This window comes from Occultella kanbiaonis, assembly GCF_009708215.1.
GTDB lineage: Bacteria > Actinomycetota > Actinomycetes > Actinomycetales > Beutenbergiaceae > Occultella > Occultella kanbiaonis.
Genome location: NZ_CP046175.1, coordinates 4609038 through 4624730, shown reverse-complemented (window position 1 = coordinate 4624730; position 15693 = coordinate 4609038). Strand labels below are relative to the sequence as shown.

Sequence of the window (15693 nt, the reverse complement as noted above, 5' to 3'; positions counted from 1 at the left end):
CCGAAGGGTGAAAGAACCATATCGTAGATAATCGAACCAGAGCACGTGTACAGTGAGCCGATGGATGGAGATCACGCCTGCATCCCTGGCGACATCCGTAACAACAGAGAGGTTGTGCAATGACGACGACACGAGGAAGTTCGCGAGGATTCTCGCGGCGCTCGGTGCTGCTGGGTGCGGGCGCGGTGATGGCTACCGCCGGCTGCAACCTGGTTGGTGGCGGCGGCGACGATCCCACCGATGCCGGCAGCACGTCCGGCGGCGAGGGTGGCGGCCTCAGCGGTGAGATCACCGTGGCCCTGGTTCCTGACCCGCCCGGTGCGAGCGAGTTCTACCGGGCCCAGTTCGACCTCTTCCAGGAGGCCAACCCGGGGGTGACGGTGAACATCATCGAGAACCCCGCCGACCAGCAGCTGAACGCGCTCGAGCTCATGTTCCAGCAGGGCGAGGGCCCGGACGTGATGCGGGTGCAGGGTGGCGCAGCGCTGACGCGGTTCTACGACCGCGGCTGGGTCGCCTCCCTGGATGATCTGGTCAACGACGACTTCACCGCTCGGTTCCCGGAAGGCTCGCTCGAGCCGACGTCCTCCGGTCTGCACCGGGAGGGCAAGCTCGTCAGCATCCCGCTCGTGTGGGGCGACTGGGGCTACACCCACCTGTGGCTGTACAACACCGACATCCTCGCCGAGAACGGTTACGACGGGCCGCCGGAGACGTGGGAGGAGATGGTGGAGATGGCGACCACGATCACCGAGAACGGCGGCGGCAGCGTGTTCGGCGTGGCACCCGTCGCACCGCAGTACTTCATCGAGGTCGTGCAGCCGTTCGCGCAGAAGCCGGGCGTCAACGTGACCACGGGAGAGCCGGACCTGGCCAACCCCAACGTGGTCGCCGCCGTCGAGGTCTGGCGCCAGCTGCAGGCGAACGGTGTGAACATGCCGGGCTGGGAGAGCTGGGACGGCGGTCGCCCGTTCACCGAGTTCGCAGCCGGACGGCTGGCGATGTACCCCACCGCCACCTGGCACGTCGCCGAGGTTCGCAAGCTCGCGCCGGACATCGGCATGGGCATCGCGCCGATCCCGGTCCCGGAGAGCGGTCGGCTCGCCTATGCGGCGCGGTCGGCGGCCCACCAGCCGATCTGGTCGATGTCCGCCGAGTCGGCCAACACGGACCTGGCCCTCGCCGCCATGGACTTCCTCGGTTCGGTCGACTTCTACAAGGCCTACTACGAGGAGTTCGGTTCGTTCACGGCCTCACAGGTGGCCTGGGAGGACCAGGCCCAGGAGAACGAGGACCAGGCCGGGATCCTGGCCGTGGCAGCAACGGACATCCGCACCGCCCCGAACCCGGAGCTGCTCGCACAGGGCGCCGAGGCCTTCTGGGCCGACGCGGGTGGCAACGCCGACCTGGACGTCAAGAACGCGTACCTGGAGTCCATCGTCAGCAACGTGGACTACGAGCCGCTGGCCGCGGCCATCGACACGCAGGTCGAGGCCCTCATCGTCCAGTACGAGGCGGAGAACGCCGACCTCCGGAGCCAGTTGACCTTCGCCGACTGGGACCCGCTCGAGGACTACACCGCCTGATGGCGAACGGCTTGAACGGACGGCCCGTAGGCTCCCGCCGGGAGCTGCGGGCCGTCCCACCCGCCCCGATCCTGGGTGCGGGGCAACTGCGGTGTTCTGCCGCGACGACGTTGGAGGTGAAGCGGTGACCACAGCCGCGATCACGGCACCCTCGAAGCCGGGGGTGCCCTCGAAGAGCCGCGCCCGACGGCAGGCGGTGCTCTGGGGCTGGTTGTTCCTGGTGCCGTTGGTGGTGCTGTTCACCGCGTTCAGCCTCTGGCCGATCGTCGCCTCCTGGGCCTACGCCTTCTTCGACTGGGACGGCGTGGGGCCGCCGGAGGTGTTCATCGGTCTCGACAACTTCCGCGAGGCCCTGAACTCGACCTCGTTCTGGAACGCGTTCTGGAACTCGTTCCTGTTCTCCCTCGGCGCCCTGTTCATCGAGCTGCCGGCCGCGTTGTGCCTCGCGATGCTCCTGAACAACGTGCTCCTGCGGGGGCGCAACATCTACCGGCTCGCGATCTTCCTGCCCGTGGTCTCCACCACGGCGGTGATCGGCCTGGTCATCGCGGTGCTGCTCGCACCGGTCGGCGGGGTGGTCAACGAGGTGTTGCTCGGCATCGGCCTCGTCGATCGTCCGATCAACTTCCTCGGGGATCCGAACGTCGCGCTGCCGACCCTCGTCGTGGTGGACATCTGGAAGGGCTTCGGGATCACCCTGATCTACTGGCTGGCGGCGCTGCAGACCGTCCCGAAGGACCTCTACGAGGCCGCGAAGCTCGACGGGGCCGGTGCCCGCCAGCAGCTGGCCAACATCACGATCCCGGTGATCATGCCGATCGCGGTCGTGGTTCTGCTGTTGACCTTCCAGCGCAGCCTGAACACGTTCGACCTGGTCCAGGCTGTCACCGGCGGTGGCCCGATCTTCTCCACGGACGTGTTGCCGACGTACATCTACCGGTACGCGTTCGATGCGAACATCGCCGCGCCGCGATACGGCTTCGCGTGCGCCGTCGGTGTGATCTTCGGCGTGTTCACCCTGATCATCACCCTGCTCCAGGGACCGCTCCTGGCCGGCCGGCTGAAGAGGACCGCAGCATGAGCGCATTGATCACTCCCGGCGCCGGCGCCCAGGCGGGCGCGGACGCGGCAGCGCAGGTCGCCGGCGACGCCGGCCCGCCGACGCAGTCCCAGCCCCGCGCTCGCAACCGGGTCAGCGGCCAGGCCCGCCGGATGCGGTGGTGGCACCTGTTCCTGATCCCGTTCTGCTTCATCTGGATCTATCCGTTCCTGTGGATGGTCACCGCCGCGTTCAAGACACCGCAGGAGATGCTGCTCGGCGGCATCGGGCTGTGGCCGAACGAGTGGACCCTGGACAACTTCGTCCGGGCCTGGACCACCGGCCGGTTCGGCGACTACACGCTGAACACGCTGACGTTCGCGATCGCGGTCGTCGTGATCCAGGTTCTCGTGGCCTCCCTGGCCGGGTACGCCCTCTCCGAGAAGACCCTCCCGGGCCGCAAGATCGTGATGGGCGTCCTGGTCGCGGCCATGTTCATCCCGCACGGCTACACGATCATCCCGGTGTTCCAGCTGGTGAATGCGATCGGCCTGCAGGACGGCCTGCTCGGCGCCGCGATCGCTCAGGCCGCCCCGGGGCTGGTGGTCCCGGTGCTGCTCTACGTCGGGTTCTTCTCCGGGATCCCGAACGAGCTCGCCGAGGCGGCCCGGGTGGACGGCGCGGGGTATCTGCGCACGTTCCGCTCGGTGATGCTGCCGCTGGCCAAGCCGGTCACGGGCACCGTGGTGCTGATGAACTTCATCGGTGCCTGGAACTCGTTCTTCATCCCGCTCGTGTTCACCCTCGGGCGGCCCGAGCTGCGCACCCTCGGCGTCGGCATGTACAACTTCTTCGGCACCGACACCACCGACTGGACGGGTCTGGCCGCAGGGGCCTCGATCGCGATCATCCCGATCGTCATCGTGTTCCTGTTCCTCCAGCGCTCGTTCGTGGAGGGCATCGCGGGTGCGGTCAAGAGCTGAACCGGTCAGCACGGGCACGTATCTGCAGGGCGAGTCGATCCGGGTCGATGCACGCACCGGCGACCTGCTCTGGGTGGACATGCGCCTCGGCACGTTCCACGCCGGCACCTTCGACGGCGCGGTCCTGACGGAGACCTTCACCGCCGACCTCGGGCCCCGGATCGGCGTCGGTGCGCCGATGGTCGACGACGGCGCGGGCTGGGCGGTCGCGGGCGGGCAGAGCCTGTGGCACGTCACGCCCGACGGCGTCCGTTCCGAGTGGGTGCGCGGGCTCGGCGACGGCGCGGCTCGCTTCCTCAACGACGGCGTCTGCGCGCCTGACGGCGCGTTCTGGGTCGGCACCCAGTCCGTGCCGCGGGAGCCGACGTCGGCGCTGTACCGGATCGGCCCGGACCTGGCGGTCACGACGGTGCTCACCGACGTCACGGTGTCCAACGGCATCGGGTTCAGCCCGGACGGTCGGACGCTGTACTACATCGACACCCTGCCGCACCGGCGCCTGGAGGCCTTCGACGTCGACGGCGACCGGCTCAGCGGGCGACGCACGGTCGCCACGCTGACCGGCGGAAACCCGGACGGCCTCGTGGTCGACGACGAGGGGTGCGTCTGGGTGGCCATGTGGGACGCGGCCGAGGTGCGCCGGATCTCCCCGGACGGAGAGCTCATCGCGGTCGTCGAGACCGGCGTCCCGCGCCCGAGCGCCGTGACCATCGCCGACGGCGTCCTGTTCGTCACCACCGCGCAGGTCGGCCTCGACCCGGTGCCGCCCGACAGCGGGCGCATCTTCGCCGCGGAGGTCGGTGTGTCCGCCCCGCCGGCCGCGCCGTTCCGCGCGCAGCCCCCACGATCCGCCGACCACCACCCCGAAAGGTAGTCACGTTCCGATGCCCACCATCACGTCCCTCGAGGCGTTCCCGCTGCAGTTGCCCCTCGCTCCCGGCCGGGAGGCCGGGGGAGCACGGTACCGAGCCGCCCCGAACGTCCGTAGCGTCTACCCGGCGCGGGACGAGACGGTGCTGGTCCGCATCGCCACCGCTGACCACGTCGGCTGGGGCGAGGCTCTCGCGCCGGTGGCCCCCGAGGCCCCGGCGGTCATCATCAACGAGGTGTTCGCCCCGCTGCTCGTCGGCACCGAGCTCGACGGCCCCCGGCCCACCGCGTTCCGCCTCCAGGAGACCATGCGTGAACGCGGCCACCTGAACGGCCACCACGCGGACGCCGTCGCCGGTCTGGACATCGCGCTCTGGGACCTGACCGGCCACACCCACGGCCTGCCCGTGCACACCCTGCTCGGTGGCACCTACCGCACCGAGGTGCCGCTCTACCTGACCACGGTCGGCGGGGCGACCCCCGAGGAGAAGGCCGAGCACGCCGTCGCCGCCCATCGGGCCGGCTTCGACGCGATGAAGCTGCACCTGAGCATGGACCCGCGCACCGTGCTGGTCACCGTGGACGCCGTGCTGGAGGCGCTCGCGGGCGAACCGGCCGGCGACCGACCCGCGCCGCGGGTCGCCGTGGACGCCCACTGGGTGCACCAGCTCGGCCCGGCCCGCTCGCTCGGCCGGGCCCTGGACGAGCGGGGGATCTGGTTCTTCGAGGCGCCGCTCGCACCCGAGGACCTGCGCGGCCACGAACTGCTCGCCCAGGACCTGGCCACCCCGGTGGCCGTCGGCGAGGCGATGCGGCACCGGTTCGAGTTCGCCGAGTGGACCGCGCGGCGGGCCGTCGGCATCGCGCAGCCGGACATCGGGCGCACCGGGATCAGCGAGGGCTTCGCGATCGCGGGGGTGACGGCGGCGAACTACGTCCCGATCGCCCCGCACCACTCGATGGCCACCTCGCTGGCCTATGCGGCCGGGCTGCAGGTCAGTGGTGCCGCCGAGTCGCTCGCGGCCATGGAGTACGGGCCGCAGACGTCGCTGAAGTCCGCGGCCCTGATGTCTGCGGACTTCATGGCCGACGGCGCCGTCTCCGACGGGCAGGTCTCCCTGCCCACGGCACCGGGCCTCGGCGTCACCGTCGACGAGGACGCCGTGCGCGCCCTCGCGGCGCAGTTCCCGGCCCGCTGACTGGCCCGATCCCACCCCTGCCGCCCCGGGCGGATGCCCAAGTCACCTCGACGTGGACGACGAGCGTCGCGCTGAGGTCCCGGCGCGGTTCCGCTGACCCGAACTGCGGGTCGGGTGTGCCTGGACCCGCAGTTCGGGACAGGGGAATCTTGAGCGCGCTCGTTCCGCTGACCCGAGGTGCGGGTTGTGGGTGGGTGCATTGACGATTCGCGTCAGTGGAGCCGCTTGGAGGCCCCGGCGCGGTTCCGCTGACCCGAAGTGTGGGTCGGGTGCGCCTGGACCCGCGGTTCGCGTCAGGGGAGTGCGTCGGAGGCCAGGGGTCGGGGCTGCAGCAGCCCGATCTGCGGGGAGGCGGACCCGGGAGGGCATCAGGACGCCCGATCTGCGGCAGGGGACCCCGGGACGCAGAACGCCCGGGGCCGGCCGATGGCCGACACCCGGGACGCAGAACGCCCGGGGCCGGCCGATGGCCGACACCCGGGCGTTCCTGGTCCTGCTGGGTGGGGCTGGGAACTCAGAGGTTGGCGGGACCGTCCGCGGCAGCCTCGGTCTCAGCAGCGGTGCGACGCTCGGTGATGCTGTCGAGCAGGATCTGCTCGTTCGACACCTCGGCGCCGAACGTCCGGGCCTGCGGCTGCGAGGCCGGGGCCAGGTCGACGAACTGACCGGAGATCTCGCCGCGGACGCGGTTGTCGGCGCCCGTGGGGGCCGGGTCGTTGCCCTCGCCACGGAGGTCACCGCGGATGATGGCCTCGTTCACGGCCACGCCGGCGGTGTTGTTGGAGGCGGTGAGGCTGCCCCCGATGTAGGTGACGTCCTCGCAGACCGCGATGGACGAGCCGGTGCCCACCTGGACGCCGCCGTTCTCGGTGTAGGTGACGTTGCCGTCGACCTCGGAGCCGCACAGCGTGGCACCCGCGACGTTGCCGGACACGGTCAGGTCCCGCAGCAGCGTGGAGTCGACCACGTCGGCGTACTCGGTGCCGATCGCGGTCACCGGGCCACCGACCTGCGTGCTCTCCAGGTAGAGCGCACCCTGGACGGCCTCGACGCGACGGTCCACGTCCGCGCCAACGGCGTAGAAGAACGGGTTGACGCTCTCACCGGCCTGGCCGACGTACGCGCCGGCCACCGTGGCGTCCTCCAGGTACACGCCGTACCCGTCGCGGTTGTTGATGTTGCCGCCGACCGAGGTGCCGACCGCGTCGAAGTAGCTGTCCGCGTTCAGGACCACGGCGCCGGTGATGGTGCCGTCGGTGATGATCAGGTTGGCGCCCGGCTGCAGGCGGACGGCGCCGTCGATCGTCGTGCCGGTGAGCACGCACGTCTTGTCGGCGGGGACCACGAGGTCCCCGGGGACGGTGACGGCACCGGCCTCGCCGACGCACCGGGTGGTGAGGCCGGCCGACGCGGCGGTCGCCGTGACGGCCAGGCCGGCGGCGGCGAGGGTGACGGATGCCAGGACGGCGGTGAGGCGTTTCATGGAGTCTCCTTGGTTCGTCGCACATCGCGCGTCGCCGAGCGATGCAATCTGATGAAGCAGTCGGGCGCTCCCTGCGCCGACACCAACCCGCTTGCTCGGATGCTGCCGGATGTGAGCCCGCCAGCAGGCTATTGGTTCGACCGTGACGGTGGCTACGTTGCATCTCACGGTTCGGATGGGGTTCGGCAGAAGTTCGCTCGCCGTTACCGTGCCATAACTCGACGCACGGTTCAAGGTGTCGAATCCATGTTCGTGTCATAGAACCCGTCGTGTCGGATGCGCTAGCGTCTGGTTCCATGCCGACGGCGCCCGGACTCACAGCGATCCCCGTGCGATCGGTGACCGTCCGGACCGCACCGTTCTCGGCCAACACCTGGCTGGACTCGCAGCGGATCTCGACGCCGCTGGCGCCGTTCCCCCGGTTCAGCGAGCGCCGTTCGTCCTGGCGGGGCCCGGGCTCCGACGTCGTCTGGGTGCACGTCGCCACCGAGGACCCGGCGGTGTTCGGGATCGGCCAGGCACGCGGCGGTGCCGTGATCGCGGCGCTGCTCACCGAGCACCTGCGCGACCTGCTCGTCGGGCAGGACGTGCGCGAGGTCGCCCGGCTGACGGCGGAACTCGGCCGGGTTGCGCAGCCCTACGCGGCCGGTGGCGCCGTGGCCATGGCGACCTCCGCCGTCGACCTCGCGCTCTGGGACGCGGCAGCGCGGGCGGCCGGCGTGCCGTTGTACCGACTGCTGGGCGGCAGCCCTGGTGCGCTGCCGTACTACCTCACCGCCGCCGACGCGAGCGTGGACCTGCCCGCCGACCTGCTCCCCGGCGCGGCGTACGTCAAGGTCCCGATGCCGTACGGGCCCGCCGACGGCCCGACCAACGTGGCGCGCAACCTCGAGGTGCTGGCCGCCGTGCGCGAGCGGGTGCCGGCCGACCTCCCGCTCGCCGTCGACTGCTTCATGTCCTGGGACGTGCCGACCGCCGTCGCGTTCGCCCGTGCGGCCGCCGACCTCGGGCTCGGCTGGATCGAGGAGCCCCTCGCCCCGGACGACCTCGACGGGCACCAGGAGCTGCGCCGGGCGATCACCCCGGTCCGGGTGGCGTCCGGCGAGCACGCGTTCGGGCTGCGGGCCGGCCTTGACCTGCTGCGCACCCGCAGCGTCGACGTGCTCCAGACCGACGTCACCTGGTGCGGCGGCCTGCGGATCGCGCAGACGCTCGCGACCGTGGCCACGGCCCAGGGCGTGACGTTCGCGCCGCACGCCTCGGCCCTGCAGCCCTGGGCGCTGCACCTGCTGGCCGCCACCGGCCCGGGAAGCCTCGCCGAGATCATGGTGGGCCTCGGCCCGGCCGCAGGGGTGCCGGCGCCCTCGGAGGGACCCGGCGTCGGCATCGACCCGGCGGACGCCGGATTCTGATGGCGCTCGCGGCGGGAGGCGGTCGATGACGGCGGTCGCAACGGCTCCCGTGCGGTTCGCCCTGGTCGGCGCGGGCTGGTGGGCGACGAACCATCATGTGCCAGCGCTCCTGGCGCATCCGGACGCCGAACTGGTCGCGGTCTGCGACCCGCATGCCGCGCGTGCGCGGGCGCTCGCGGCGCGCACCGGCGCTCGGGCCCACCCGGACCTGGCGACGGCGCTCGCGGACCCGGCCTGCGCCGTCGACGTGGTTCTCGTGGCCACGCCCAACGCCCACCACCGCGAGCCGGTCCTGACCGCGCTCGCCGCGGGGCGGCACGTGCTCGTCGAGAAGCCGCTCGCGGTCACCTCGGCGGACGCGTTCGCGATGACGACGGCGGCCGAGCGAGCCGGTCTGCACCTGGCGGTCGGGCTGACGCACCAGTACGGCGACGCGGCTGCGTTCTCGCGGCGGGCGGTCCGCGACGGCATCGGGCAGCTGCGGCAGGTGACCGCCGAGTTCTCGTCCTCGGCGGTCGCCCTGTTCGAGGCCGCCGGGTCCGACCCGGGCGACGATGCCCCCGAACGGCGGCACCCGGGTGCCTACTCGGCCGCGAACGGTGGCGGCCACGCCACCACCCAGCTGGCCCACGTGCTCGGGCTGCTCTGCTGGAGCACCGGGCAGCAGGTGCGCAGGGTCGCCGCGTTCACCGACCAGCACCGCCCCGGCACCGATGTCGACGTGCAGGACGCGATGACGTTCACCCTCGAGGGGGGCGCGCTCGGGGTGGCGGTCGGCTCCGCGGCGACGCCCGACGGCGTGCCGCACCGCCAGCACCTCCGCTACCTCGGCAGCAGCGGCGAGGTCAGCCACGACCTGCTGCGGGCCCGGGTGCGTTGGCGGCGGGCGGACGGCACGGCGGTGGAGTACGAGCCGGACCAGCACGAGAGCGCCTACCGGGCCGGCCGTCCGGTCGAGTCATTCATCGACCTGATCCTGGACCGCGGTGAGAACCTCGGCCCGTCTCGCCCAGCGGCCGCCGCCGTCGCCGCCGTCGAGGCGCTCCTAGACTCGGCCCGATCGGGGTCGGTCATCGACGTCCCAGCCCTGCCCGAGCCCGGGCACCCCACGAGAGGCATAAGACAATGAAGCTGTTGCGAGTCGGAGAGTTCGGAGCGGAACGGGCCGGTGTGCTCGTGGACGAGGGACGCTACGTCGATGTCTCCGACGTCATCGGCGACGTGGACGCCGCGTTCTGGGCCGGCGGTGGCCCGGCCGCTCTGGCGCCGGTCGTGGCCGAGCGCGTGGCCGCGGGTCAGGTGACCGACCTCGGTGACCAGCGCCTCGGTGCCCCGATCGCCCGGCCGCACCAGATCCTGTGCATCGGCCTGAACTACGCCGACCACGCCGCGGAGTCGGGCGCCGCGGCGCCGGACGAGCCGGTGCTGTTCACCAAGTCCCCGAACACGCTCATCGGCCCGAACGACACCGTGCACATCCCGCGCGGCTCGCAGAAGACGGACTGGGAGGTGGAGCTCGGCATCGTCATCGGCGCCCGCGCGCGCTACCTCGAGGACGAGGCCGCCGCCGAAGCGGTGATCGGCGGGTACCTCACGGCGCACGATGTGTCCGAGCGCGCCTTCCAGATCGAGCGCGGCGGCCAGTGGTCCAAGGGCAAGTCCGCCGAGACGTTCAACCCGGCCGGCCCCTACGTGGTCACCCCGGACGAGGTGGGCGACGTGCGCAACCTGCGTCTGTGGCTGACCGTGAACGGCGAGTCCAAGCAGGACGGCTCGACCAAGGACATGATCTTCTCGCCCACGTTCATCGTGCACTACCTGAGCCAGTTCATGGTGCTCGAGCCGGGTGACCTCATCAACACCGGAACCCCCGCCGGCGTCGGCATGGGCAAGTCACCGCAGCAGTGGCTCGCCCCCGGCGACGTGGTCGAGCTCGGCGTCGAGGGCCTCGGCTCCCAGCGTCAGGACGTCATCGCCGCCCCCTGACCTCGAGCAACCCGCGGGGCCGCACCACCCCGCGGGTGCCCGGGCCGGCGTGTGGCCGATAAACTCCCGTGGTGACCATGCGCCTGTATGACTCCGCCACCCGTGAGGTGCGCGATTTCGTCCCACGTGAACCAGGACGGGTCGGCATCTACCTGTGTGGCGCCACGGTGCAGGGCGCGCCGCACATCGGGCACGTGCGCTCGGCCATCGCGTTCGACATCCTGGTCCGCTGGCTGAGCCGCAACGGCCTGGACGTCACCCTGGTCCGCAACATCACCGACATCGACGACAAGATCCTCAACAAGTCCGCCGAGGCCGACGTGCCGTGGTGGGCCTGGGCACACCGGTTCGAGCGGGAGTTCAACCGGGCCTACGAGATGCTCGGCGTGGAACCGCCCACGTACGAGCCGCGGGCGACCGGGCACGTCACCGAGATGGTCGAGCTGATCGCGCTGCTCATCGAGCGCGGCTACGCCTACGTCGGCGACGAGGGCAACGTGTACTTCGACGTGCGCTCCTGGGGCAAGTACGGCGAGCTCACCCGCCAGCTCCTGGAGAACCTCTCCACGGTGGAGGAGGAGGCCTCGGACAAGCGTGACCCGCGGGACTTCGCACTCTGGAAGGCCACCAAGGACACCGACCCGGAGGGGGCCTCGTGGCCCACCCCATGGGGCCGCGGCCGCCCCGGCTGGCACCTGGAGTGCTCCGCGATGGCGCGCAAGTACCTGGGCGAGTCCTTCGACATCCACGGCGGCGGCATCGACCTTCGCTTCCCCCATCACGAGAACGAGCAGGCCCAGTCGCAGGCCGCCGGGTGGGGCTTCACGAACCTGTGGATGCACAACGCCTGGGTGACGGTCGGCGGGGAGAAGATGAGCAAGTCGCTCGGCAACTCCCTCACGGTGGACGCGGTGCTCGAGCACGGCGAGGCCGTCGTGCTGCGCTACGCCCTCGGAGCGGTGCACTACCGGTCCACCCTCGAGTTCTCCGACACCAGCCTCGACGAGTCCGGCGCCGCCTGGGAGCGGATCTCCGGGTTCGTGCAGCGCGCCGTGGAGCTCGTCGGGGCGCTCACCCGCGAGGAGGTGGCCGACACCGATGTGCCCGCGGCGTTCGCGGCCGCGATGGACGACGACCTGAACGTCTCCGCCGCACTCGCGGTCGTGCACGAGCACGTGACCGCCGGCAACACGGCGCTGGCCGCGCAGGACCGAGCCCAGGTTCGCACTGCGCAGGCCCAGGTGCGGACGATGCTCGACGTGCTCGGAATCGACCCGTTGGCGCAGCCGTGGGTCGGTGGACGAGCCGCCGACGGGGCAGCGGAGCAGGCGCTCGGCGTCCTCGTGCAGGCGGTGCTCGCCGAGCGCGTCCAGGCGCGGGCCGAGAAGGACTGGGCGCGTGCGGACGCGCTGCGCGAGCGACTGACGGCAGCGGGAATCGTTGTCGAGGACTCCCCGGGCGGCGCCCGGTGGAGCGTGAAGGGTGGCACAAGTGGCCGGTAATTCTCGACGACAGGGAGCCGTGCGCAAGCCCGGCTCCAAGAAGGGCGCCCGGGTCGGTACCGGCGGCCACGGCCGCCAGGCCCTCGAGGCGCGTGGGCCCACCCCGAAGGCGGAGGACCGGCCCTACCACCCGGCCGCCAAGCGCAAGGCGGCCTCCGAGCGTGACGCCGCCAAGAGCGAGCGTGGCAGCGGGCAGCGCCGGTCGCAGGGCCGCTCCTCCGCGAAGTCCCATGAGTTCGTCGGTGGGCGGAACTCGGTGGTCGAGGCCCTGCGCGCGGGCATCCCGGTCTCCACGGTGTACCTGTCCAGCCGGATCGACTCGGACGACCGCACCCGGGAGATCCTCCGGGAGGTGACCGTCCGCTCGCTGCCGCTGCTGGAGGTCTCCAAGGCCGAGCTCGACCGGCTCACCGACGGCGGCGTCCACCAGGGCGTCGTCATCCAGGTCCCGGCGTACTCCTACGTCGAGCCCGAGGCGTTGCTCGACGTCGCCACCGGGAACGGGCACACCCCGCTGATCGTGGCCCTCGACGGGATCACCGATCCCCGCAACCTCGGTGCCGCCCTGCGCAGCGCCGGTGCGTTCGGCGTCGACGGGGTGGTGGTCCCGCAGCGGCGGGCCGCCGGGGTGACGGCGTCCGCGTGGAAGGTCTCCGCGGGCGCCGCGGCGCGGGTGCCGGTCGCGCGCGCCACGAACCTGGTCCGCGCCCTGGAGATGTACAAGCAGGCCGGCTGCTTCGTGGTCGGTCTCGACGGCGACGGTCCCACCGAGATCGGCGATCTGGAACTCGCCGGCGACCCACTGGTGCTTGTTCTCGGCTCCGAGGGCAAGGGCCTCGGTCGTCTGGTCCGCGAGACCTGCGACCTGATCGTCTCGATCCCGATCGCTGCCGCGACCGAGTCCCTGAACGCCGGGACCGCCATCGGGATCGCCCTGTACGAGGTGGCGCGCAAGCGCCGCGACGCGGCGTCGGCCTGACCGGCCGGGGCCGTTGCCGACGGCCGGGTGTTGCGGGTGTCAGCACGCTCGGCGGTAGGTAGGGTCGAGACATGACGAGTACACCGACGTGGCGCCGCCGCTCCGGGATCGTCAGCGCGAGAACGCCCCACGCCGCCCGGGCCGGCGGCTTCCTGGACGGTGCCCAGGTCGTCGCGCTGATCGAGTCCGATCCCGAGGCCCCGTACGCCGTGGCCGTGACCATCGCCACCGACGCCGACGACCGGGTCGCCGTCGTCGACGAGGACGGCCAACGGGTCGTGCCCGGCCCCGGGGTGGCCGAGCTGACCGAGGCACTCGCGCGTGAGTGCCAGGCCTACGTCGCGTTCGACGAGATCGGCTTCGACGCCACGCCCGAGCCGGGCGAGGGTCAGGAGGAGCCCGACGACGACCCGTTCGATCCCGAGATCGACGTCGTCTCCGCGCGGGTACCGGACCGGGCCGTGGTGCTCACCCCGGCGAGCCTGCCGCAACTGGAGTCGCTGGCCACCGCCGCCGGGGTGCGCCTGCACGCCGCCCCGCACGGCGACGACCGGCTGGTGCTGATCGAGAGCGGCGCCGTGCTCACCGAGCTGACCTGGGCGGCCGAGCACCTGCCCGCCGTGCTGCTCGAGCGCGGCGCGGTGTTCCCGTCCGTCGCGCTCATCGAGACACCGGAACGCGCGCAGCTGTTCACCTGGGACGCGGCGCTCGCCGCGGTGCCCACCGAGGACCGGGTGGCCGACCTGGTGGCCACCTTCATCGACGCCGAGCTCGGCGCCGGCGCCCTGGTGCGTGATCTGGCCGCGGTACGGCCGGAGGCCGACCCCGCGGCCCTTCGGACGGCGCTGGAGCGGTCCTCCGACGGCGGACCCGCCGCGCTGGTGGCAGCGCTCGGGCTGCCGGACGCGATCACCGGGTTCCTCGCCCACGAGGTCGACGCGAACAGCCTGGACGACGTCGTCACGATCGACCCGGTGACGGTCACCGAGGCGATGCGTCGCGCCGCGCACGTCGCCGCGGACGAGGCCCGGGCCGGGGCGTACGCGCTCTATGAGAGCGCGGAGGAGGTCGGCCGGTCCTGGGTGCCGGCGGCCGCCGCGGGAGTCGAGCTCGGCATCGGGCTCGTGCTGCTGCGTCGCGCCGGGCGGTCGCGGCGAGCCGGAGGGCGCGCCACCGCCGGAGAGCGCGCGCTCGGGATCATCGGCATCGTGCTGCTCAGCGGCGCGCTGCTCAACGGTGCCGTGGCCACCCTGCCGCGGGTCCGCCAGTACCTCAGCTCACGCTGACCGGCGACGCTGCGTCATCGTGCGTTGACCGGACCGTCGGCTCGCGCTGAAGGGCGGTTCGGGTGCACGGTCGGGGCAGGTTCGTCGCCGGACCACGCGTCGGATCGCGCCATCGGGCGGTCTCTCGCCGTGCCATCGGGCCGGCCCACACCGTGCCATCGGGCCGGCCACACCGTGCCATCGGGCGGGCCCGGCACGCTGACGGTGGCATAGTTCCCCCGTGGTGGGTTCCGTCCGGACCCGGCGAGCGGAGGTGAGCGTGACGGTGCGCGCGGTGACGATGCGGGACGTGGCGCAGCGGGCCGGTGTCTCGCTCAAGACGGTCTCCAACGTCGTCAACGCCTATCCGCACGTCCGCCCCGAGATGCGGGACCGGGTCCTGAGGGTGATCGACGAGCTCGGGTACCAGATGAACTTCACGGCCCGGAACCTGAGTCTCGGCCGGACCGGAATGATCGCGCTCGCGGTCCCGGAGCTGCGGCTGGCCTACTTCGCCGAGCTCGCCGACGCGGTCATCGCGGCTGCCGACCGGGTCGGTCTGACCGTGCTGATCGAACAGACCGGTGGCACCAGGGCGGGGGAGCTCGAGGTGCTGACGAGCCCGCGCCGCCGGATGACGGACGGGCTGCTCTACTCGCCGACGGCGTTGCGCTCCGCGGACGCCGGTGCGCTCGACGTCGACTTCCCGATCGTGCTGCTCGGCGAGCGGGCGCTGCGCCGTGGTGTCGACCACGTGGCGATGGCGAACGAGGCGGGGGCCCGGACGGTCACCGAGCACCTGCTCGACAGCGGCCGGCGCCGCATCGCGCTGATCGGTGGGCACGACTCGGAGTCCGGCGCCGGGAACCTGCGCGCCCGGGGGTTCCGCGCCGCGATGTCCGCCGCCGGGGTCGAGGTGGACCCGCGGCTGGTGGCCGGCGACGAGCGCTGGAGCCGGCGGACCGGTGCCCGGGCCATGGCCGAGATCCTTGAGCGGGGAGTCACGCCCGACGCCGTCCTCGCGCTCAACGACGTGATGGCTCTCGGGGCGATGCGGGAACTGTTCGAGCGCGGCCTGTCCGTGCCCGGCGACGTGGCACTCGCCGGGTTCGACAACATCGAGGAGGCGAGCTTCTCGCGCCCGAGCCTGACCACGATCGACCCGGGCCGGACCGAGATCGCACGCACCGCCGTCGGGCTCCTCGCCGACCGGCTCGCAGGTCGCGGCGAGCGCGGCGCGGCCGCCGCGCACGAGATCGTCGCCGGGTTCCGCCTCGAGACGCGCGAGTCCACCGCCACCGCATGAGCCAGAGGGGCTTGACATCGAGCTGCGTCACGTGAAGTCTTTACACCGGTGTAAACAGACGGTGAGAGCCGTTCGGAGATCGA

General features: G+C 71.9%; 13 protein-coding genes. 12 read left to right on the top strand and 1 reads right to left on the bottom strand.

Going from position 1 to position 15693, the window contains the following annotated elements; all coding sequences use genetic code 11:
• Nucleotides 1–119: 119 nt before the first annotated feature.
• The 5 genes from GKS42_RS21265 to GKS42_RS21245 all read left to right on the top strand — a co-directional run bounded on the left by GKS42_RS21265 (nt 120) and on the right by GKS42_RS21245 (nt 5677).
• On the top strand, nt 120–1586 hold the full coding sequence (locus GKS42_RS21265) for an ABC transporter substrate-binding protein (protein ID WP_154795642.1): 1467 nt from the start codon (nt 120–122) through the stop codon (nt 1584–1586).
• Nucleotides 1587–1710: 124 nt separating this feature from the next.
• A complete protein-coding gene (locus GKS42_RS21260; RefSeq protein ID WP_154795641.1) occupies nt 1711–2667 on the top strand; it encodes a carbohydrate ABC transporter permease in 957 nt (318 codons plus the stop codon).
• Nucleotides 2664–3608, top strand: a complete 945-nt coding sequence (locus GKS42_RS21255) for a carbohydrate ABC transporter permease (RefSeq protein ID WP_154795640.1) — start codon at nt 2664–2666, stop codon at nt 3606–3608. Before GKS42_RS21260 ends, GKS42_RS21255 begins: the two co-directional genes overlap by 4 nt.
• Complete coding sequence (locus GKS42_RS21250) at nt 3592–4482, top strand: SMP-30/gluconolactonase/LRE family protein (RefSeq protein WP_210769237.1); 891 nt, start codon at nt 3592–3594, stop codon at nt 4480–4482. The genes GKS42_RS21255 and GKS42_RS21250 overlap by 17 nt, the downstream gene beginning before the upstream one ends.
• A 10-nt stretch (nt 4483–4492) precedes the next feature.
• On the top strand, nt 4493–5677 hold the full coding sequence (locus GKS42_RS21245; protein ID WP_154795639.1) for a mandelate racemase/muconate lactonizing enzyme family protein: 1185 nt from the start codon (nt 4493–4495) through the stop codon (nt 5675–5677).
• Nucleotides 5678–6191: 514 nt separating this feature from the next.
• Here GKS42_RS21245 and GKS42_RS21240 read toward each other — a convergent pair.
• Nucleotides 6192–7160 carry a hypothetical protein gene (locus tag GKS42_RS21240; RefSeq protein WP_154795638.1) on the bottom strand — a complete coding sequence of 323 codons (969 nt, stop codon included), beginning with the start codon at nt 7158–7160 and terminating at the stop codon, nt 6192–6194.
• 296 nt (nt 7161–7456) lie between these two features.
• On the opposite strand from GKS42_RS21240, the gene GKS42_RS21235 reads away from it, so the two are divergent.
• From GKS42_RS21235 to GKS42_RS21205, 7 genes are all read left to right on the top strand, one after another.
• Entirely contained in the window at nt 7457–8572 is a 1116-nt protein-coding gene (locus GKS42_RS21235; RefSeq protein WP_154795637.1) for an enolase C-terminal domain-like protein, read from the top strand.
• A 25-nt stretch (nt 8573–8597) separates the two neighbouring features.
• Nucleotides 8598–9701 carry a Gfo/Idh/MocA family protein gene (locus GKS42_RS21230; protein WP_154795636.1) on the top strand — a complete coding sequence of 368 codons (1104 nt, stop codon included), beginning with the start codon at nt 8598–8600 and terminating at the stop codon, nt 9699–9701.
• On the top strand, nt 9698–10558 hold the full coding sequence (locus GKS42_RS21225; protein WP_154795635.1) for a fumarylacetoacetate hydrolase family protein: 861 nt from the start codon (nt 9698–9700) through the stop codon (nt 10556–10558). The genes GKS42_RS21230 and GKS42_RS21225 overlap by 4 nt, the downstream gene beginning before the upstream one ends.
• A gap of 71 nt (nt 10559–10629) precedes the next feature.
• Nucleotides 10630–12060, top strand: a complete 1431-nt coding sequence (gene cysS / locus GKS42_RS21220; RefSeq protein WP_154795634.1) for a cysteine--tRNA ligase — start codon at nt 10630–10632, stop codon at nt 12058–12060.
• Entirely contained in the window at nt 12050–13039 is a 990-nt protein-coding gene (gene rlmB, locus GKS42_RS21215; RefSeq protein WP_154795633.1) for a 23S rRNA (guanosine(2251)-2'-O)-methyltransferase RlmB, read from the top strand. Before cysS ends, rlmB begins: the two co-directional genes overlap by 11 nt.
• A gap of 71 nt (nt 13040–13110) precedes the next feature.
• A complete protein-coding gene (locus tag GKS42_RS21210) occupies nt 13111–14325 on the top strand; it encodes a hypothetical protein (RefSeq protein ID WP_154795632.1) in 1215 nt (404 codons plus the stop codon).
• Between the two features lie 220 nt (nt 14326–14545).
• Nucleotides 14546–15610, top strand: coding sequence for a LacI family DNA-binding transcriptional regulator (locus GKS42_RS21205; protein ID WP_232847778.1), 1065 nt, complete (start codon nt 14546–14548; stop codon nt 15608–15610).
• Nucleotides 15611–15693: the final 83 nt, after the last annotated feature.